Source organism: Streptomyces sp. 7R007 (genome assembly GCF_054850255.1).
Genome location: NZ_JBTWMV010000018.1, coordinates 131,659 through 151,278, shown reverse-complemented (window position 1 = coordinate 151,278; position 19,620 = coordinate 131,659). Strand labels below are relative to the sequence as shown.

18 protein-coding genes are annotated in these 19,620 nt (G+C 72.5%); 5 read left to right on the top strand and 13 right to left on the bottom strand.

Translation table 11 applies throughout. The features are described from left to right. Window positions 1-11: 11 nt before the first annotated feature. Window positions 12-1,511: an SCO1417 family PLP biosynthesis transcription factor gene (locus ACYF6T_RS24145; RefSeq protein ID WP_461698904.1), complete on the bottom strand. Its 1,500-nt coding sequence runs from the start codon at window positions 1,509-1,511 to the stop codon at window positions 12-14. Between the two features lie 56 nt (window positions 1,512-1,567). Between ACYF6T_RS24145 and yczE the strand changes: the two genes are divergently transcribed. From yczE to ACYF6T_RS24125, 4 genes are all read left to right on the top strand, one after another. Further along, window positions 1,568-2,275: a membrane protein YczE gene (gene yczE, locus ACYF6T_RS24140; protein ID WP_461698903.1), complete on the top strand. Its 708-nt coding sequence runs from the start codon at window positions 1,568-1,570 to the stop codon at window positions 2,273-2,275. Next, the gene (locus ACYF6T_RS24135) at window positions 2,272-3,048 is read left to right on the top strand and encodes a glycerophosphodiester phosphodiesterase (protein WP_461698902.1); all 777 of its coding nucleotides are present in this window, start codon (window positions 2,272-2,274) and stop codon (window positions 3,046-3,048) included. The genes yczE and ACYF6T_RS24135 overlap by 4 nt, the downstream gene beginning before the upstream one ends. 54 nt (window positions 3,049-3,102) lie before the next feature. Then, on the top strand, window positions 3,103-4,437 hold the full coding sequence (locus tag ACYF6T_RS24130; protein WP_461698901.1) for an MFS transporter: 1,335 nt from the start codon (window positions 3,103-3,105) through the stop codon (window positions 4,435-4,437). A 255-nt stretch (window positions 4,438-4,692) separates the two neighbouring features. Further along, a complete protein-coding gene (locus ACYF6T_RS24125) occupies window positions 4,693-5,067 on the top strand; it encodes an RNA polymerase-binding protein RbpA (protein WP_003977404.1) in 375 nt (124 codons plus the stop codon). A 118-nt stretch (window positions 5,068-5,185) separates the two neighbouring features. On the opposite strand, the gene fxsA is transcribed toward ACYF6T_RS24125, so the two are convergent. The 4 genes from fxsA to ACYF6T_RS24105 form a co-directional block, all read right to left on the bottom strand. Further along, window positions 5,186-5,749 carry an FxsA family membrane protein gene (gene fxsA, locus ACYF6T_RS24120; protein WP_461698900.1) on the bottom strand — a complete coding sequence of 188 codons (564 nt, stop codon included), beginning with the start codon at window positions 5,747-5,749 and terminating at the stop codon, window positions 5,186-5,188. An 80-nt stretch (window positions 5,750-5,829) separates the two neighbouring features. Then, window positions 5,830-6,624 carry a polyprenol monophosphomannose synthase gene (locus ACYF6T_RS24115; protein WP_461698899.1) on the bottom strand — a complete coding sequence of 265 codons (795 nt, stop codon included), beginning with the start codon at window positions 6,622-6,624 and terminating at the stop codon, window positions 5,830-5,832. A 557-nt stretch (window positions 6,625-7,181) separates the two neighbouring features. Continuing rightward, window positions 7,182-8,780, bottom strand: a complete 1,599-nt coding sequence (locus tag ACYF6T_RS24110; RefSeq protein ID WP_461698898.1) for an amidohydrolase — start codon at window positions 8,778-8,780, stop codon at window positions 7,182-7,184. A gap of 73 nt (window positions 8,781-8,853) precedes the next feature. Further along, window positions 8,854-9,294 carry an Lrp/AsnC family transcriptional regulator gene (locus ACYF6T_RS24105; protein ID WP_461698897.1) on the bottom strand — a complete coding sequence of 147 codons (441 nt, stop codon included), beginning with the start codon at window positions 9,292-9,294 and terminating at the stop codon, window positions 8,854-8,856. Window positions 9,295-9,563: 269 nt separating this feature from the next. Between ACYF6T_RS24105 and ACYF6T_RS24100 the strand changes: the two genes are divergently transcribed. Then, a complete protein-coding gene (locus tag ACYF6T_RS24100) occupies window positions 9,564-10,001 on the top strand; it encodes a hypothetical protein (protein WP_461698896.1) in 438 nt (145 codons plus the stop codon). Between the two features lie 10 nt (window positions 10,002-10,011). On the opposite strand, the gene ACYF6T_RS24095 is transcribed toward ACYF6T_RS24100, so the two are convergent. The 8 genes from ACYF6T_RS24095 to ACYF6T_RS24060 form a co-directional block, all read right to left on the bottom strand. Then, window positions 10,012-11,106: a phosphotransferase family protein gene (locus ACYF6T_RS24095; protein WP_461698895.1), complete on the bottom strand. Its 1,095-nt coding sequence runs from the start codon at window positions 11,104-11,106 to the stop codon at window positions 10,012-10,014. A gap of 13 nt (window positions 11,107-11,119) precedes the next feature. After that, the gene (locus ACYF6T_RS24090) at window positions 11,120-12,220 is read right to left on the bottom strand and encodes a hypothetical protein (protein ID WP_461698894.1); all 1,101 of its coding nucleotides are present in this window, start codon (window positions 12,218-12,220) and stop codon (window positions 11,120-11,122) included. A gap of 335 nt (window positions 12,221-12,555) precedes the next feature. Next, on the bottom strand, window positions 12,556-13,728 hold the full coding sequence (locus tag ACYF6T_RS24085; RefSeq protein WP_461698893.1) for an acyl-CoA dehydrogenase family protein: 1,173 nt from the start codon (window positions 13,726-13,728) through the stop codon (window positions 12,556-12,558). 610 nt (window positions 13,729-14,338) lie between these two features. Further along, window positions 14,339-15,010 (bottom strand): TetR/AcrR family transcriptional regulator, encoded by a 672-nt coding sequence (locus tag ACYF6T_RS24080; protein ID WP_461698892.1) that lies wholly within the window; start codon window positions 15,008-15,010, stop codon window positions 14,339-14,341. 66 nt (window positions 15,011-15,076) lie between these two features. Beyond that, window positions 15,077-15,217: an SCO1431 family membrane protein gene (locus ACYF6T_RS24075; RefSeq protein WP_461698891.1), complete on the bottom strand. Its 141-nt coding sequence runs from the start codon at window positions 15,215-15,217 to the stop codon at window positions 15,077-15,079. Between the two features lie 192 nt (window positions 15,218-15,409). After that, the gene (locus ACYF6T_RS24070; protein ID WP_461698890.1) at window positions 15,410-16,780 is read right to left on the bottom strand and encodes a peptidase C39 family protein; all 1,371 of its coding nucleotides are present in this window, start codon (window positions 16,778-16,780) and stop codon (window positions 15,410-15,412) included. Between the two features lie 204 nt (window positions 16,781-16,984). Next, complete coding sequence (locus ACYF6T_RS24065; RefSeq protein WP_461698938.1) at window positions 16,985-18,439, bottom strand: amino acid permease; 1,455 nt, start codon at window positions 18,437-18,439, stop codon at window positions 16,985-16,987. 45 nt (window positions 18,440-18,484) lie between these two features. Then, entirely contained in the window at window positions 18,485-19,459 is a 975-nt protein-coding gene (locus tag ACYF6T_RS24060) for a hypothetical protein (protein WP_461698889.1), read from the bottom strand. Window positions 19,460-19,620: the final 161 nt, after the last annotated feature.

Here is a 19,620-nt window from a genome sequence, read left to right as displayed (position 1 = left end):
AAAGTGCGGGGCTACGCCACGAACGTCCGCGGAGGCTCCCCCGCCCCCGGCGCCCCCGTCTCCACCAGTCTCACCGCCGCCGCCAGGCGCGTCGCCGCCTCCTCCGCCACCGCGCCCCCGACGGTGAACGGAAGCCGCACATAGCCCTCGAAGGCGCCGTCGACGCCGAACCGGGGGCCGGACGGCACCCGTACCCCGACCCGCTCCCCGGCCTCCGCGAGCCGTGAACCCGACAGGCCGCCGGTGCGCACCCACAGCGTCAGTCCGCCCTGCGGGACCTCGAACTCCCAGTCCGGGAGTACGCGGCGCACCGCGGCGACCAGGGCGTCGCGGTTCTCCCGGGCCTGGCCGCGCCGCACCTCCACCGCCTGCTCCCAGCCCCCCGTGCTGAACAGCCAGTTCACGGCGAGCTGTTCCAGCACCGGCGTGCCGAGGTCGGCGTAGGCCCGCGCGGCGACCAGGCTGCGGATGACGTCGGGGGCGGCGCGCACCCAGCCGATGCGCATGCCCGCCCAGAACGCCTTGCTGGCCGAGCCGACGGTGATCACCGTGGAGCCGGCGGGGTCGAAGGCGCACACCGGGCGGGGCATCGAGACGTCCTCGTCCAGCCACAGCTCGCTCATCGTCTCGTCGGCGACCAGGACGGTCCCGGCGGAACGCGCCGCCTCCACCAGCTCCCGCCGCTGGTGGTCGCCGGCCAGCGCCCCGGTCGGGTTGTGGAAGTCGGCGACGACGTAGGCGATCCGGGGCGCGGCGTCGCGCAGGACCTGGCGCCAGCGGTCCATGTCCCAGCCGGCCAGCCCCTCGGCCATGGCGACGGGCACCAGCCGGGCCCCTGCCTCCCGCATGAGCTGGAGGATGTTGGCGTAGGACGGCGACTCGACGGCGACGCGCTCGCCGCGGCCGGCGAAGAGGTGGCAGATGGCGTCGATGGCGCCCATCGCGCCGGTGGTCACCATGATCTGCTCGGGCATCGTCGGGATGCCGCGCGCGGTGTAGCGGTCGGCGATCATCGCGCGGAGGGCGGGCAGTCCGGCCGGGTAGTCGCCGTGGGTGTGGGCGTAGGGGGGCAGTTCCTCCAGGGCGCCCTGGACGGCGCGGGTCAGCCACGGTTCGGGGGCCGGGAGCGCCGCGCAGCCGAGGTCGATCATCGAGCCGAGGGCTTCCGGCGGCAGGGGTTCCAGGCCGCGGGCGGGGAGGGGGTTGCCGGCCGGGACCGCCGTCCAGCTGCCCGCGCCGCGCCGGGACTCCAGGAACCCCTCGGTGCGCAGCGCCTCGTAGGCCGCCGCCACCGTCGTACGGCTGACGGAGAGGGACAGGGCCAGTTCGCGTTCGGCGGGCAGCCGCGCGGCGACCGGTACCCGGCCCTCCAGCACCAGCAGCCGGATGCCGTCGGCCAGCGCGCGGTAGGCGGGCGGGCGGCGCGTGCCGGGACCCGCGGGGCGGTCCTGCTGGGAGTTGAGCAGCCGGGCGAGCTGGGCCGCCCCCATCGCCGAGGTCCACTGTGCCACTGAAATCAGTCCACCTTCCCCGAATTGGCCATGGATGCCGTCTGATCCCAAGCCACATGGTGTCACGCGTCAGGCCACTACCACCACAGGGGATCCCTTTGTCCGCGCAGACGTCCGCTCAGAGCCGCCTCGGAAGACGGTTGGTCCAGCTCTATCTCGGCCTCGCCCTGTACGGGGCGAGCTCCGCGCTCCTCGTCGACGCGGACCTGGGTCTCGAACCGTGGAACGTGCTGCACCAGGGCCTGGCCGAGCTCACCGGCCTGACGATCGGGGTCGTGTCGATCATCGTGGGTGCGGCCGTGCTGCTCCTGTGGATCCCGCTGCGCCAGCGCCCCGGCCTGGGCACCGTCTCCAACGTCTTCGTGGTCGGCATCGCCATGGACGGCACGCTCGCCCTCCTCCCCCACGCACACGCCCTCGCCGTCCGCGTCCCCCTGCTGCTGGCCGGCGTCCTGCTCAACGGTGTGGCGACCGGCCTGTACATCTCGGCCCGGTTCGGGCCCGGCCCGCGCGACGGCCTGATGACCGGTCTGCACCGGCGCACCGGACGCTCGATCCGGCTGATGCGCACGGCGATCGAGGTGGCCGTCGTGGCGACCGGCTTCGCCCTCGGCGGCACCGTCGGCCTCGGCACCCTGCTGTACGCGGTGGCGATCGGCCCGCTCGCCCAGCTGTTCCTGCGGATGTTCGACGTCCCGTCGGCATCCGGCGGCAGCACGGTCGTTGCCGGCGGGCAACCGCGGCGGGCGATACTGCGACGGTGACCCCGCGGATACGCCACCCCTACCTCGACCATCCCGGCCCGATCGCCTTCGCCCACCGGGGCGGGGCCGCGGACGGTCTGGAGAACACCGTGCTGCAGTTCCGGCGGGCGGTGCGGGCGGGCTACCGGTACATCGAGACCGACGTGCACGCCACGGCGGACGGCAGGCTGGTCGCCTTCCACGACGCGACGCTGGACCGGGTGACGGACGGCGCGGGCCGCATAGCCGACCTGCCGTGGCGGGACGTGGCGCACGCGCGCGTGGCGGGCCAGGAGCCGGTGCCGCTCATGGAGGAGCTCCTGGAGACCTTCCCCGAGGTGCGCTGGAACGTCGACGTCAAGGCGGAGCCCGCGCTGCGCCCCTTCCTCGACCTCGTCGAGCGCACCAACGCCTGGGACCGGGTCTGCGTCGGCTCCTTCTCCGAGGCGCGCGTGGTGCGCGCCCAGCGGCTGGCCGGACCGCGCCTGGCGACCTCGTACGGCACCCGCGGGGTGGTGAACCTGCGGCTGCGTTCCTGGGGCGTCCCGGCCGCGCCGCGCGCCTCCGCCGTCGCCGCGCAGGTGCCGGTGGCGCAGTCCGGCATCCAGGTGGTGGACCACCGCTTCGTGCGCACCGCCCACGCGCGCGGGCTGCAGGTGCACGTGTGGACCGTCAACGAACCCGATGCGATGCACCGGCTCCTGGACCTCGGAGTCGATGGCATCATGACCGATCACATCGACACGTTGCGCAAGGTCATGGAAGAGCGCGGTGTCTGGGTGCCCCACCCCTGACACCGGCGCGCCGCCGCCCTCGCGCGGGACACCCACCACGAAGCGAGGGCACGGGTGAGCACCGACACCCTGCGGGCACACGCCCCCGACCTGCGGCGCGAGCAGCGCGGCTGGTACTTCTACGACTGGGCCTGCTCCGTCTACTCGACGAGCGTGCTCACCGTGTTCCTGGGCCCCTATCTGACGTCGGTCGCCGAGTCGGCGGCGGACGCGGACGGGTTCGTGCATCCGCTGGGCGTCCCGGTGCGGGCCGGGTCGTTCTTCGCGTACTGCGTCTCCGCGTCCGTGATCGTGTCGATCGTGCTGATGCCCCTGGTGGGCGCGGCGGCCGACCGCACGGGACGCAAGAAGCCGCTGCTCGCGGCCTGCGCCTATGTGGGGGCGGCGGCCACGACCGGCCTGTACTTCCTCTCCGGTGACCGCTATCTGCTGGGCGGGCTGCTGCTGATCGTCGCCAACTCGTCGGTGGCGGTCTCGATGGTCGTCTACAACTCCTACCTGCCGCAGATCGCCCCGCCCGAGGACCGCGACCGGGTCTCCTCGCGCGGCTGGGCCTTCGGCTACGCGGCCGGCTCCTCGATGCTGGTCGTCAACCTGGTGCTGTTCACCGGCCACGACTCCTTCGGCGTCTCGGAGTCGACGGCGGTGCGCATCTGTCTGGCCTCCGCGGGCCTGTGGTGGGGCGCCTTCACCCTCGTCCCGCTGAAACGGCTGCGCGACCGGCGTACGGCGTCGGCCGCCCCCGCGGTGCACGGCTGGCGGCAGCTGGCCGCCACCGTCCGGGACATGCGCGGCAAACCGCTCACCCTGGCCTTCCTCCTCGCCTACCTCGTCTACAACGACGGCATCCAGACCGTGATCTCCCAGGCGTCGGTGTACGGCTCCGAGGAGCTGGGCCTGAGCCAGTCGACGCTGATCACGGCCGTGCTGATGGTGCAGGTGCTGGCGGTCGCGGGAGCGCTGGGCATGGGGCGGCTGGCACGGACCTACGGTGCCAAGCGGACGATCCTGGGCTCGCTGGTGGCGTGGACGGCGACGCTGGCGGCCGGGTACTTCCTGCCGGCCCACGCGCCGGTGTGGTTCTTCGTGCTCGCGGCCGGCATCGGTCTGGTGCTCGGCGGGAGCCAGGCGCTCTCGCGCTCCCTGTTCTCCCACCTGGTGCCGCCGGGCAAGGAGGCCGAGTACTTCTCGGCGTACGAGATGAGCGACCGGGGCATGAGCTGGCTCGGGCCGCTGATCTTCGGGATCACCTACCAGCTGACCGGAAGTTATCGGGACGCGATCATCTCGCTGGTGGTGTTCTTCGTGGCCGGGTTCGCGCTGCTCGCACGGGTTCCGGTGCGCCGGGCGATCCACGACGCGGGCAACCCGGTTCCCGAGAGGATTTAGCGTTCGAGGCGAAAGCGCTGTAGTGTACGCGTTTGGCCTGCCAGGCGTACCGTTACTGCGCGTCAAAGATGCCGAAACGCTGGGTGACATCTGCTAGCAGATGTGACAAACCGGGCGCTGGTGGGTACAACAAGGGGCGGCTACGACGGCGACGCATGACCCGGAACGGGAATCTTTACCGCCGACCGGACGTTGACCGGATGACGACGACAGCGACACCTGTCCTGTGGGCGACAAGCCCGGGAGGCACGATTCATGAGTGAGCGAGCTCTTCGCGGCACGCGCCTCGTGGTGACCAGCTACGAGACGGACCGCGGCATCGACCTGGCCCCGCGCCAGGCCGTGGAGTACGCATGCGAGAAGGGGCACCGCTTCGAGATGCCCTTCTCGGTCGAGGCGGAGATCCCGCCGGAGTGGGAGTGCAAGGTCTGCGGGGCCCAGGCACTCCTCGTTGACGGCGACGGCCCGGAAGAGAAGAAGGCCAAGCCCGCGCGTACCCATTGGGACATGCTGATGGAGCGGCGCACCCGAGAGGAACTCGAAGAGGTCCTCGAGGAGCGCCTGGCCGTCCTGCGCTCCGGCGCGATGAACATCGCCGTTCATCCCCGGGACAGCCGCAAGTCCGCGTAGTCCCCAGGGCCTGGCGCACGACAACAGCAGCAAACGACTGAGGGCCGGCCACGTGAGTCTCACGTGGCCGGCCCTCAGTCGTGCGTCGGCCGTACGGTCGCCGTACCGCTTCCCGCGCTCAGCGCGTCAGCGGCGGGCGCGGGTCCTCGGAGCCCCGGTGCGCGTCCCCCGGCTCCTCCCGGACGACCTCGCCCTGCACCACCTTGCCGTCGGGGCGGTGGATGCGCGCCTGCCGGAAGGCGTCGCCGAAGCCGCCGGGGGCGGCCTCGCGGAGCCTGCGGTCGAGGGTGCGCTCCCCGAACCGGCCCAGGGCCTTCTGGACCGGCGGGATCAGCAGCGCCAGTCCCACCGCGTCGGAGAGGAAGCCGGGGATCATCAGGAGCAGGCCGCCCAGCATCATCAGGCCGTTGCCCCCGCCCCGCTGAGGGGTGCCGCCGCGCTGGAGCGCCTCGTTGAGGTTCTGGAAGGCCCGCCGCCCCGCCTTCTTGATGACCGCCGACCCGAGCACGAAGCCGGCGAGCAGCAGCAGGAACACGACGAACCCGCTCGACGCGCCGGCGACCACGGTCAGCAGCCAGATCTCCAGCACCAGCCAGGCCGCGATGCCCAGCGGCAGGAAGGTCCGCAGCCGCGAGCGCCGGGGCCGGGCGGGATAGGTGGGGGTCGTAGCGCCAGTCGTCATGTGTCCAGTGTGCCTGGGCACGGCTCAGGACGGCATAAGGGGACGATCAGCGCGACCCGTGCCGCCGCACGGCCGTCCGCTCACGCCTTCCTGCCGCGCCCCAGCACCTTGCCGGCCCGCTCCGTCGCCCCCCACACCGTGACCCGCCACAGGGCCTCCACGAGGATGTCGCGGCTCATCTTGGAGTCGCCCAGTTCACGCTCGACGAAGGTGATGGGCACCTCGACCACGTGGTAGCCGGCCCTGACCGCGCGGCGGGCCAGGTCGACCTGGAAGCAGTACCCCTGGGAGGCGACCTCGTCGAGGCCGAGGCCCTCCAGCGTCTCGCGGCGGAAGGCCCGGTAGCCGCCGGTGATGTCGCGCAGGGGCAGGTCCAGGGCGAGGCGGGAGTAGAGGCTGCCCCCACGGGAGATGAACTCGCGGGACTTGGGCCAGTTCACCACCCTCCCGCCGGGCACCCAGCGGGAACCGAGGACCAGGTCGGCGCCCTTGAGGGCGGTCAGCAGCCGGGGCAGCTCCTCCGGCTGGTGGGAGCCGTCGGCGTCCATCTCGACCAGGACGCCGTAGCCGTGGTCCAGGCCCCAGCGGAAGCCCGCGAGGTAGGCGGCGCCCAGGCCCTCCTTGCCCTTGCGGTGCAGCACCTGGACGTGGTCGTCCTCGGCGGCCAGCTCGTCGGCGTACTTGCCGGTGCCGTCGGGGCTGTTGTCGTCGGCGACGAGGACGTGCGCCTCCGGGACCGCCCTGCGCACCCGGCCGACGATCTTCTTGATGTTCTCCGCCTCGTTGTAGGTCGGGATGATCACCAAGGCCGTGCCGAGGGGACCGAACCGCCTGCCTCGGTCCTGTGCCGCGGGGGTTGCGTCGCCGTCGTTCACTGCTGCCCCTTCATGTCCGTACGCCGACGTCCACCATAGTGGCCCCTGCCTGCGATGACGTGACAAGACGTTCGTATGGTGGTGTCGTTTCCGCAAGAGCGGGGTAAGAGCGCCTTTTCGGGCTGGCGCCGGGCTGCCGCGCGGGCACGCGCGGTGCACTGCGGATGGGGGCCCGGCGCCCTTCGGGCCGACCTGGGACCCGCTGGCTGCGGGTCGACCGAAAGCCGTTGTCTACTGAGCGCCCGGGCCCCACCCGGGTCACACCTCCCCGGCCGGAACGTTCCCGCGCCGCGGCGCGGGCGCTGAGCCTGGCTGCCAGTGGCGGTGCCCCGGTGCGGCACACCGTCCCTGACCCAGCGGCGCCGCGGGCGAGTGCGCGGAGGTTGTCCGGTCGGGCGTCCGGTGGTGGACTCGCCGAACCTACCGGCCCCCTGCCGCCGCCTGTCAACAGCCGTTCGACCTGCGGATCTTCCGTCAATCGCCTGGTCAGCGCGGAGGACGCGCAGCTCGGGCGACGGGGTGACGGACCACGTTTGGCGGCACGCCACCCCGGCAGATCACTCGCCCGGCCGTACGAACACCGTCCGTCCGCCGACCACCGTGCGCAGACAGACGGGCAGGTCACGGCCCGGGGTCAGGTCGGGCAGGCCGGGGGTGCCGGAGCGGGGGTCGGTGGACCAGCGGGCGACGCGGTCGTCGGGGGCCTGGACCACGAGCTCGCCGGTGCGCCACACCGCGTAGTCCGCGGGCGCCCCGGGCACGAGCACCCCGGCGTCGTCCCGGCCGACCGCACGCCAGCCGCCGCGCGTGTGGGCGGTGAAGGCGGCCCGTACGGAGACGCGGTGCTCCGGCGTGCGGTGGAAGGCGGCGGCCCGGACGGTGCCCCAGGGGTCGAGCGGGGTGACCGGGCTGTCGGAGCCGAGGGCGAGCGGGACGCCGGCGCGCAGCAGCGCCGCGAAGGGGTTGAGCAGACGGGCCCGATCGGCGCCCAGCCGCCGGGCGTACATGCCGTTCTCGCCGCCCCACAGCGCGTCGAAGGCGGGCTGCACCGAGGCGGTCAGGCCCAGCTCGGCGAAGGCGGCGACGGTGTCGGGGGTGAGCATCTCGGCGTGTTCGACGCGGTGGCGGGCGGCGCGGATCCGGGCCAGGCCGACCTTGTCGGCGGCGGTGCGCACGCCCTCGACGACGGCGGTCACGGCGGCGTCGCCGATGGCGTGGAAGCCCGCCTGGAGACCGGCCTCGGTGCAGGCGACGACATGGGCGGCGACGGCGGCCGCGTCCAGGTAGGCGCTGCCGGTGTGGCCGGCGTCGGCGTACGGCTGGTGCAGACAGGCGGTGTGGGAGCCGAGGGCGCCGTCGACGAACAGGTCGCCGGCGGCGCCCGCCGCGCCCAGCTCCCGCGCCTTGTCGACGTCCTGCTCCGCCCAGTACCCGACCACCCGCGGCCCCGCCTCCTCGGCGGCGAGCCGCAGCAGCCCGGTGAAGTCGTCCTCGGAGGAGATCTCCGGCCCGGCGCACTCGTGGACGGTCCCGATGCCGAGGGAGGCCGCGCGGGCGAGGGCGGCTCGCTGGGCCTCCACGCGCTGGGCGGGCGCGAGGGAGGCCAGGGCGGTGGCGCGCACGGTGTGATGGGCGTCGGCGGTGAGCGGGCCGTCCACGGGCCCGAGGGACGCCATCTCCAGCAGCGCCGTGGTCGCCACGGCCGAGTGGACGTCGATACGGCTCAGATACAGGGGACGGCCCTCGGTGGCCGCGTCCAGCTCGGCCCGCGTCGGCGGCCGTCCGCCGGGCCAGCGGGCCGCGTCCCAGCCGTGCCCGAGCAGGACGCGGTCGCCCGGGCGGGCGGCGGCGAAGTCCCGTACGAGGGCCAGCGCGGCCTCCAGGGAGGGCGCGCCGGACAGGTCGAGGCCGGTGAGCGCGAGGCCGGTGGCGGTGGCGTGCACGTGGGCGTCCACGAAGGCCGGGGTGACCAGGGCGCCGTCCAGGTCGACGACCTCGTCGACGCCGTCGGCGAACGCGTCCGCGGCCCCCTCCGACCCGACCCAGGCGACGTGCCCGCGCTCGACGACCATCGCGGTGGCGAAGGGATCGGCGGGGCTGTGCACCTCACCGCGGCGGAGAAGGACGGTCTTCGACTCAGGACTGCGCTCACTCATGGGGAACAGTCTCGCGTGCCGCCGCGGACAGCCGGCACCGAGGTCCGTGCGACGCGTCCGTGCGACGCGGCGGTCAGATCCGCGGCGGCCGTGCCTCGTAAGGCGTCGACAGCACCACCGTCGTCCGCGTCGAGACCCCCGCCAGGGTCCGCAACCGCGTCAGCAGCTCCTCCAGCTCGTGCGGTGTGGCCACGCGCACCTTGAGGATGTAGTTCTCGTCCCCCGCCACGCTGTGGCAGGCCTCGATCTCCGTGACCCCGGCCAGCCGGTCCGCGATGTCGTCGGGGGCGCTGGGATCGAACGGCTTGACCGAGATGAACGCGGTCAGGGGCAACCCCACGGCCTCGGGGTCCACGACCGCGGCGTAGCCGCGGATGACGCCACGCTGTTCCAGCCGCCGCACCCGCTGGTGCACGGCCGACGTGGACAGGCCCGTGGCCTTGCCCAGGTCTGTGTAGCTCATCCGCCCGTCCTTGACGAGCAGCTGCACGATTTGTCGGTCCAGCTCCTCCATGGCGCAAGAACCTACAGTGCGCCTGATCTCCTCCGATACCTGAGCAGCCCAGGTCATACCCGGTTCGTGATCTGACGGGGAACCGGCTGTGAGCCACCTGAGGGACAAAACGTCCGCTACGGGCACCTGCGTGCGGCATGTGACGAACGCCACACGAGCCGTGACGCCTCCGTGATGTTCTCGTGATTACCCCCGAGAGCGGGTGGGAAGTGCTTGCTGTGGTCGAGGCCGCAGCGCCTTCACGGCCCCAGCCCAAGGGGGAGTTATCCATGCAGAGTCTCAAGCGCCCTGGTCGCACCGCACCCAAGCGGCTCCAGCCGGTCGTCGAACCCGAGCCGGAGGGCGTCGAACCCGACGCCGACGACTACGACGAACTCGACGCGTACGACACCTTCGAGATGTACCGGGTGATCTGCCCGGACTGCGCGCAGCCCATCGCGCTGCTGGCGGACGAGGAGGTCCTGCCGGAGCACGCGCTGTGCGCCTCGCCCTGGAACCCGTTCGGTCTCACGGTCTGCGCGGGCACGGGCCGCCGGGCCAGCGAGGCCCGTTCCGCGGACGAGTCGGTGCGGCCCCAGGAGCAGGACACCGCGCTCCTGCTGACGCTCCCTCAGGGACTCGACTGGCGCACACAGCCCTTCTCGCACGTCGGCGGCCCGGGTTCGCGCCCCATGCGCGTGCCGGTGATGCGCCGTCAGGCCGCCTGAGCCGCTTGGCTCAGTCCCAGTAGCTGCCCTGCACCATGGCCCGCAGGCTGCCGTGGTGCAGGATCAGTGTGTCCGGATCCGCCGGGACGTCGGCCTCGCCGAAGTGCACCTGCCGGTAGGCGACGCGCAGCATGACGATCGCGTGCCGCAGCGCGGCGTAGAGGGTGTGGAAGTCCATGTCGCGCGGGGTGTGACCGGTGAGTTCGGCGTAGCGGGCCTCGACGCGGTCGCGGCGCAGGAAGTCCGGCAGGCCGCGCTGGCCGAAGGCGACCGTGAGGTCCTGGAAGAAGCGGTGCAGGTAGACGGTCCAGCCGAGGTCGACCTCGCGCGGGGCCAGGGCCGCCATCTCCCAGTCGAGGACGGCGGCGGGTGTGAAGCCGTCGTAGACGACGTTCCCGATGCGCGCGTCGCCCCAGTTGAGCACCGGCTCGCCCGGATCGCTCGGCCACCGCTCCTCCAGGCGGTCGAAGGCGGCCTCGATGAGCGGTGAGCGGGGCCGCCCGTCGACGACCCATGCGTAGTAGGCGCGTTGGGCCGTGACGTGGCGGCGCAGGGCGTCGCCCTCCCCCGGCAGCGCGAGGAACTCCGCTTCCCGTACGGGCACTTGGTCGTGCAGCCGGGCCAACAGCCCGACCGACGCCGCCTCCAGCCGCTCGCGTTCCTCGTCGCTCGCCGCGTGCAGCCAGTTGCCCTCGTAGGTGTACGGCATGACGTCCGGCGGCACGCGCCCGTCGACGCGTTCCATCACGAAGAACGGCGCGCCGAGCGGGCCGGGGTCCTCCTCCAGCCACAGCACCTTCGGCACGGGCAGGTCGGAGTGTTCGGCGACCAGGCGCATGGTGCTGTACTGGCGCGGCATGTCGTACACCGGGAACACCGTGTACGCCGCCGGGTCCGCCGCCAGCCGCAACGCGCAGGCCCGCACGGGTGGTTCGGGGTGCTCGATGTCGAAGAGCAGGGTCTCGCTGGACATGCCGTTGGCGGCGGGGACGGTGACGCCGGTCGCCCGGGCGCCGGGCAAGCGGGTGCCGAGCCAAGCGGTGAGGCGGTGGGCGATCTCGCCGGGGTCGCGTGTGGTGGTGCGGGGGCGGGGTGCCGTGGCCATGTCGCCCACCCCCTCACGGCGCTGCCGACGCGAAGTCCGTGAACCCGCTCGGGTCGTGCCGCCCGAACGAGCCGTGCTCGAAGATGCCGTGGCCGACCTGCCCGTCCAGCCGGAAGCGGGCGGCGTGGTCGGTGACGCCGTAGGAGGCCGACGGGTGGGGCTCGGTGAGGTCGTAGGTGCGCCGGTTGGTCCAGCCGCGCCCCTGCCAGGTGCCGTGCTGCCAGTCGTCGGCAGGCGGGTAGCCGGCGCCGAGGGCGAGCGGGGAGGAGGTGAGGACCTCGGCCTCCAGCAGCCGGGGCTTGCGGATGTCGCCGAGGTGGATCAGGGCGCGCTCGGGATGGCGGGTGCCGGAGCGGTAGGTGATCTCGGGCTGGGGCCAGCCGAGTTGGCGGTCGCGGTGGCCGGGGCGGACGAGGGTGGCGTCGTTGAGGGAGCGGTGCCCGTCGGCGTCCTCCTGGACGATCACCATGAGGAACCGGTCCTCGAAGCGGACGGGGCACCAGATCCAGTGGAAGCCCTCGGTGGGGTGCTCCTCGGCGAACCGGCCGCCGTCCTCCCCCGGTACGGGCCGCACGCCCCAGCTGCGGTCGCGGGTGCCGGTCCACGCGCCCGCCGTGACCCGGAACTCCTCGCCGCCCGCGCGGATCACGCCGGTCACGCTCCCGGCCTGCACGAACCGCCGCCCCTCCAGCGTGAGCCGGTCGCCCCGGCGCTGGAGGTGGTGGGGCTCCCACAGGGCGGGGAAGCCGGCGCTCCAGACGAGGTCGTACGCCAGCAGGTCGTCCGCGCAGCGCAGGCGCAGCCGGCGCAGCGGCTCCTCGACGTCGATGCGCAGCGGGCCGACGGCGAGGCGGGTGCGGTCCTCGCCGAGGGCGTCCGAGGCGCGCACCGCGTGCAGCACCTCGCCGGTGCGCAGGGTGGCGTAGGCGTCGATCACCCCGAGGTTCGGGTAGACGCCGAGGCCCAGGATGAGCAGGGCCCGGCCGTCGTGGTCGAAGACGTGGAAGATGCAGCGGTCGTAGGCGTTGCGGTCCCCCGTGGCCACGTGCTTCATGGACAGCGGCACCTGGTGCACGGGGTACTCGTCGAGCGGTACGGGACGGTCGTCGGCCACGCCACACCTCCCTGGGGACGGCTGGGCTGACGGTATGTCAGACGGCCGGCGGTGGCCAGACACGGGGGCGGACGTCCGTGAACTCACGCTCGAACGTCCTCGGCGGTGACCTGTCCGGCCGCCGCCGCGTTGCCCGGGTATGACCCCGATGTACCAGGCCACCCGCCGGTTCTTCGTACCGCCGCCCGCAGGAACGGTTCCGTTCGTTCCGCCGCACGATCCGCCGATCTACCAGGACCTGCTGCGCGCCTGGGCCGACCGCGGCCGCACCCTGCCGGGGCGCCACGACCCGGAGTGGGCCCGGCTCGCGGCGCCGCAGGTCAGACCCGGCCAGTTCAGCGCGTCTCCGGTCCCGCCACATGACGGGCGATGACCATCCGCTGGATCTGGTTGGTGCCCTCGACGATCTGCAGGACCTTGGCCTCGCGCATGTAGCGCTCCACCGGGAAGTCGGCCGTGTAGCCGTACCCGCCGAGGACCTGCACGGCGTCGGTGGTCACCCGCATCGCCGTGTCGGTGCAGTGCAGCTTCGCCATGGCCGCCTGCTTGGCGAACGGCCGCCCGGCGTCCCGCAGGCGCGCCGCCGCCAGGTACAGCGCGCGGCCCGCCTCGATCTGGGTCGCCATGTCGGCGAGCATGAAGCGCAGGCCCTGGAAGTCGGCGATGGGCCGGCCGAACTGCCGGCGCCCGGTGGCGTAGGCTACGGCCTCGTCGAGCGCCGCCTGGGCGAGGCCGATGGCGCAGGCGGCGATGCCGAGCCGGCCGGAGTCGAGCGAGGCCAGGGCGATCGCGAAGCCCTGGCCCTCCTCGCCGATGCGCCGGTCGTCGCCGACGCGCACGCCGTCGAAGTGGACCTGGGCGGTGGGCGAGCCCTTCATGCCCATCTTCTTCTCGGGCGCGGCGGCGCTCAGGCCCTCGGCGTCGCCCGGGACCAGGAAGGCGGTGATGCCGCGCGGGCCCTCCTCGCCGGTGCGCGCCATGACGGTGTAGAAGTCGGCGACGCCGCCGTGGGTGATCCAGGACTTGCTGCCGGTGATCACCCAGTCGTCGCCGTCGCGCACGGCCCTGGTGCGCAGGGAGGCGGCGTCGGATCCGGAGGACGGTTCGGAGAGGCAGTAGGCGCCCAGCAGACCGCCGCCGAGCATCGCGGGCAGCTGGTCGACCTGCTGTTCCTTGGTGCCGTAGGCGGCGAGCGCGTAGGAGGCCAGGGTGTGGACGCTGACGCCGAGGCCGACGGTGAGCCGGGCCGCGGCGAACTCTTCGAGGACCTGGAGGTAGACCTCGTAGGGCTGGTCTCCGCCGCCGTACTCGGAGTCGTACGGCAGGCCGAGCAGTCCCGACGCCGACAGGAGGGTGAAGACCTCGCGGGGGAAGCGTCCGGCGTCCTCTTCCTCGGACGCCTTCGGGGCGATCTCGTGCTGCGCGATGTCGCGGACCAGCGAGATCAGGTCCCGGGCCTCGTCCGTGGGCAGTTGCCGGTCCACCGGCTGCGGGGCGCGGTCGGGCATGGCGACGCTCTCCTCCCTTTCGGGGCGCGGGCGGACGTTCGCCGGGGGTGGGGCGGCGCCGCCGGGTCTTCTGCTGGCCCAGCCAAGGCCGCGCCTCCGGGTCTCGGAGGCTGCTGACCAGCGGCTGTGCGCAGTGAGTATGCCCGATCGGCGGCATCGCGTCACCAGTTAACGACCGCTTACTTCAGGAAATCGTACCGCCCGAAACGGCAGCACGCTCGGAGCACGGCCGGGCACGCGTGAAGGACGCCCGAAGCACGCAGGGGGCAGGCCGGAGACAGGCTTCCTGGAGGACGTCCGAGCACGCCTCGGACTGGTCGGGGACATGCCCGAAGGACGTCCGAGCACACCCCGGGCCCGCGCGGGACATGCCCGAAGGACGTCCGAGCACACCCCGGGCCCGCGCGGGACATGCCCGAAGGACGTCCGAGCCCGCCTCGGGCCCGCGCGGGACATGCCCGGAGGACGGCTGAGCGCGCCTCGGGCACGCTCGGGGCCCGTCTGGAGAACGTTCCGCGCACGCCCGCAGGATGCCCGCGCCATGCCCAAGGGACGTTCGAGGTACGCCCGGGGGACGTCCGGGATACGTCTGAAGGACGCCGCTCGCGTTTCAGGAGTCGCGGCGGGCCGGGGTCGGTGCGCGGTAGTCGGGGTCGATCTCCTCTATCGCGCGCAGGGTGCCGCCGAGCATCTTGACCAGGAGTTCGCGCATGCTCTCCCGGGACAGTTCCGAGCTGTCGATCCAGGCGAGCGTGGCCCCTTCGACGCTGCACACCCAGGCGAGCAGGCCCATGCGGGCCACCGGGGCGATGTCGGTACGGCCGTAGGCGCCCTCGGCGATGGTCGCCACGATCGCCTCACGCACCCCGTCCCGTATGGCGTGCACCTCGGCGTCGAAGCCGACGCCGCCGCTGACGATCGTGCGGAAGGCGGCCTGGTTGTGCTCGGCGAAGCGGAGGTAGCCCTCCATGGTGCTGTGCACCCGCTGCAACCGGTCCTCGTCCTGCTCCAGTTCGAGGCCGCTCGCCGCGTAGGTGACCAGGTCGGTGACGGAGTCCTGGATGATCGCCAGGTAGTAGCCGCGCTTGGACTGGAAGTAGTAGTAGATCAGCCCCTTGGCGACATGCGCCTGGCGGGCGATGTCGTCCATGGAGAGCGCGTCGTAGGACGTGTCAGCGAACAACTTCCGCCCGATGGCGATGAGTTCGGCACGGCGCGCGACCGAGCGTTCGGTACCGCGCGCGCGTGGGCGCACGGCGTCGCTCTGCTGGCTGATATTCAATTTCGACCCTGGTCTCCAACGGGCTGCGGGGGTGTCCGCAGTATGTCAGGTCAAGTATGGGTCAGGTCACATCAGGCCGAGCTGGGTGACGAACATCGCGATCACCACGACGAGGGTCCAGCCGAGGGCGTGCTCCAGGTACTTCGGGCCGTCGTCCTTGGGGCCGCCGGTGCGGGCGCGGGCGGCGGTGGCGGAGTGTGCAGTCATGGCTTCTCGCTGATGTCGGACGTACTGGGTGGACTCCCCCCACCGTGCCGTCCACCTTGCCACCCTGAGCGCCGTTCGCGGCAGAGACCTTGCTCACAGGCCGCGCCCCGCACGGTTCCCGCCGCTCACAGGTCCGGCGCGGGAAGGCCCCCGGTGCCCCCGGAGCCCTTCCCGTCCGCGCCGGCTGCCGGATCAGCACACGCCGACCGCCGCGAGCGCCCTGCGCTGGCGCGGCGTCGGGTGGGCCGGGAAGTACAGGTAGCAGACGCCGCCGGTGCCGGAGACCACCTTGCCGGAGGCGTTGTACCGCTTGGTCCTGAGCCAGATGTTCTCGAACTCCCGGCGCAGGTACACCCGTCGCACCGCCTCGTCGCTCGGCGAGGCCGGGTCGTTGGCGATCACGTCGCCGGCCTCGGTGAAGCCGATGACGGTCATCAGGTGTCCGGAGGTGCCGTAGCCCGCGCCGGTGAGCTCGCTGGCCAGGAAGGACTGGGACGTTATGGCCGGGATGCCGGCCGCGATCAGCGTCTCCAGGTCGGTGAGCGAGGCGAGCCGGGTAACCACACCCTGCAGACCGTCGAACGTGGCCGCGTACGCGGCGTTGAACGGCCAGTTGCCGCAGCCCTCGTACTGGTAGTCGTAGGTGAAGCGGGCCGCGTGGTCGACCTGGGGGTCGGCGTAGGACGGGTCCACCCAGGCCAGTTGTTCGGGGGTGAGCCGGCCGCCCCAGTACTCGATGATCATCTGCGAGGAGGTGGGGCTGCACCAGGCCTCGCCGCCGTTGTCGTACTCCGGGTACTGGCCCTTGTGGATCTCCTGCGAGTACCGCGGGACGGGCAGTTCCCGGGCCAGGCCCGGCGTGGAGGCCGGGACGGTGAAGCGGTCCGGGATGTCGGAGCCCATCGCGCCCAGCCGCCAGACGGTGGGCGTGAGCTTGGTGCCCGGCTTGCGGTAGAGGGTCAGACGCAGGCGGTACGACACCAGGCGCAGGCTGGTCGTGGCGTCGTCGATGGCGAAGGTGTCGGTCCAGATGGTGCTCTTGCCGTCGGTCTGGTCGTCGACCGAGGTCCGCTTGATGTCCTGGTCGCCGGCCGCCCAGCGGCCCATCACGTACCAGGGGGTGTCCGTGCCGTCGGAGTAGGTGCCGTGGAGCTCGACCTGGAGCCAGGTGCCGGCCGGGGTGTGCGCGTTCCAGTGGGCGATCGCCTCGGTGGACGGCACCGAGAGGCGGTGGACGGGGGACGTCCAGGTCGCGTACTCCCAGCTCGCGGTCGTGCCGGTGTGCAGGTCGGTGTAGTCGGTCGTACCGGCCGGGGTGGCGATCACCACGCCGGGGCGGGCGCCGGCGACGGGGCGGACGCCCTGCGCGGTGCCGCCGCGCCAGTCGGTGTACGTGGTCCAGTCGTGGTTGTCGACCAGGCGGACCGGGGCCACGGCGGTGTCGGCCGGGTCCGACGGGTCCGCGGCCTCGGCCGCGCCGGCGGCGACCACGGGGCCGGTGACCGCCGCCGCGACCGCGGCGGCCAGGAGGGTTCTGCGGGACGGCTGTTCGGCTCTGCTCATGGGTGGGTTGACCCCCAGGTGATCGAGTCGGGGCGGATCCCATGCACGGACGCGCTGCACGGTTGTGCGCCAACTATGGCCATACGCGGCGGGTCCCGGCCAGCACTTCGGCCCATGCCACGCCCGCCAATATTGGTCTGGTCCACTGGCATGACCTGCGGGGCCCGGATCCCGCCGCCGCGAGATCCGCTCCGGCGCCGGCGGTCAGACCAGGTCCATCGCGGCGACCTCGTCGGGACGGCCGTAGCTGACCGGTCCCCGGAAACGGCGGCGGGCGGTGGCGAACCACCACACCGTGGCGACGACCAGGACGACGGCCAGCGCGACGGGCGCGTAGTTGAAGGAGTCGACGGTGATCGGGGATGCCTGCGGGAGCATGAACAGCACGCTGCTCAACAGGATCCAGGTGACCGCGACCGCGCCGACGGGCCGGCTCCAGCGCCCCAGCTGCCAGGGACCGGGTCGGAAGTCGTCACCCAGGCGCAGCCGGAGCAGGATCGGCACGGCGTAGGCGAGGAAGAGGCCGACGACGTTGACGCTGACGATGGCGGTGAACGCCGTGTGCGACCACCAGCCGGGCAGGACCAGGGCCAGCGAGCAGGCGACCGCGAGCCAGACCGCCTTGACGGGTGTGCGGGTGCGCGGCGAGACCGAGTGCCACCAGCGCGAGCCCGGCATGGCGCCGTCCCGGGAGAAGGCGAAGATCTGCCGGGTGTTGCTGGTGAGGTTGGCCAGTCCGCAGAAGAGCATCGCGCCGATCACGATCAGCAGCAGCACCTTGGCGGTGCCGAGGCCGAGGCCGTCGATGAGGATCTGCACGGGCGGGGCCGAGGCGCTCGCCACCTCGTCGTAGTCGCGAATGGCGTAGACGAGGGCGAGCATGAGGATCAGGCCGGTGAGGGCCGAGTAGCCGATCGCGCGGACGATGCCCTTCGGCGCGTTCACCGTGGCCCGCACCGTTTCCTCGGACATGTGGAAGCTGCCGTCGAAGCCGGTGAACGTCCAGCTGGTGACGAGCAGGCCCAGCATCCCGCCGTAAAGGCCGCTGGTGAAACCGGTGTTGTTCGCGAAGTGCGTGACGAAGGAAGCCGACTGGTGCTGGTCGGGTCCCACGGTCAGGGCGCCGACGATCACCACGAGCCCGATCAGCAGCCACCACACGGAGATCCGGTTGAGCAGGGCCACCAACTGCACGGTGTAGGTGTTGGCGAGCCCCTGCAGCACGATGATCACGGCCGTGAACAGCACCGTCTGGTGGGCGGTGGGCACGTACGAGGACCACTGCAGGGCGATGAGGGCCTGGACGAACGTGGCCGCGGCGTAGCCCGTGGCGGCGGTGCCGCCGATCTGGCCGACGAAGTTCAGCCAGCCCGTGTACCAGGACCAGGCGCCCTTGTGCCGCCGGGCGAGTTTCCCTGCGGAGAAATACAGGGCGCCGCTCGTCGGATAGGCCGAGGCGACCTCCGCCATCGCGGCGCCGACGAACAGCACCATGACGCAGACGCCGATCCAGCCGAACACGAGAATGCGCGGACCTCCGGCGTTCATGCCGTATCCGAAACCCGAGAAGATGCCCGAGATGACGTTGATGATGGTGAAGGAAATGGCGAAATTGTCGAACGCCTTGAAACGACGGGTGAGTTTTCTCGGATACCCCATCGCGTGCAGGGTGGCGTCGTCGTCGAGCGTGGTCGGGTCGGACACTTACCGGCCTTTCTCTCGGTGGGGAACGGGCAGGCCGCAGGCGCGGCGGGCGCGGGAGAGCTGCTCCTGCGGGTCGCCGAAGGCGCTCCAGGGCATCCGCGAGGCGTACGGCCCCATCGCCGTGAGGACCGCGCGGGCCTCGAACCGCTGCTCGCCCATGACCAGGGCGTGGGCGAGGTAGGCGAGGTCGAGGACGGGGGTGAAGCGGTGACCGGGCACCGTGGGCAGCCAGTTGCGGTAGACCGCGAGGGCGGTGGAGCGCCACTGCGGCTGTTCCCAGACGCGGTCGGCGAGCAGTTGGTGCGGGTTGCGGCTCTCGACGCCCTCCACGAGGGCGACCAGCGGCAGCAGGCGCAGCGCGGAGTCGGCCGGGGCCCGCTGGGCGAGGAAGGCGGCGACGTCCCAGGCGGCGGTGACGGAGCCGCCGTGGCGGGTGAAGAAGCAGGCCAGGAAGCGGTGGTGGGCTTCGCGGTGCCAGGGGTCGAGGGACAGGACGTGGGCGAACAGCCGCCACGGGCCGGGCGGTGCGGTGAGCAGGCCACGCGGGGCCGGGTCGCGCAGCCGGTGCAGCCGGGCCATCGCCAGCCGGGCCGTCCAGGGCGTGGGATCGGCCGGGGCCGCGGCGGAGGCCCGGTCACAGGCGGCGAGGGCGATCCGCTCCAGCGCCCCGGCCCGCTCGTCGCGCGCGTCGGCCGCGCGCAGCGCCCGCAGCACGGCCACCCGCGCCCACATCAGCGCGGCCTCGGGGCTCGGTTCCTCCGCCAGCCAGCGCTCGACGAGGTCGGAGTCGGCGGCCTCGGAGGCCAGCACCAGGGAGCGGTGGGCGCGCAGCGCGAAGTCGCCGCGGGTTTCGGCGAGGGCTTCCTGGGCGCTCGCGCAGCGTCCCGCGCGGACGTCGACGCACACGCTCGCGAGGACACGGTCGTCGGCCGCCGGGTGCCACACATACTGCCCTTCGAATAAGCCCGCGGCCATCTGCTCCTGTCCACCCCCGTACGTGCGCCTGGCAGTTGTGCACCTGGCACCTTACTCACTGGCGCGGGCAAGCGGAACGCGGTTTTCGACATGGCCGATTGGTTTAACGGGGAACCATTTTCCGTGTGCATCCATACGTCCCGTTTTCCGCCACCACTAGA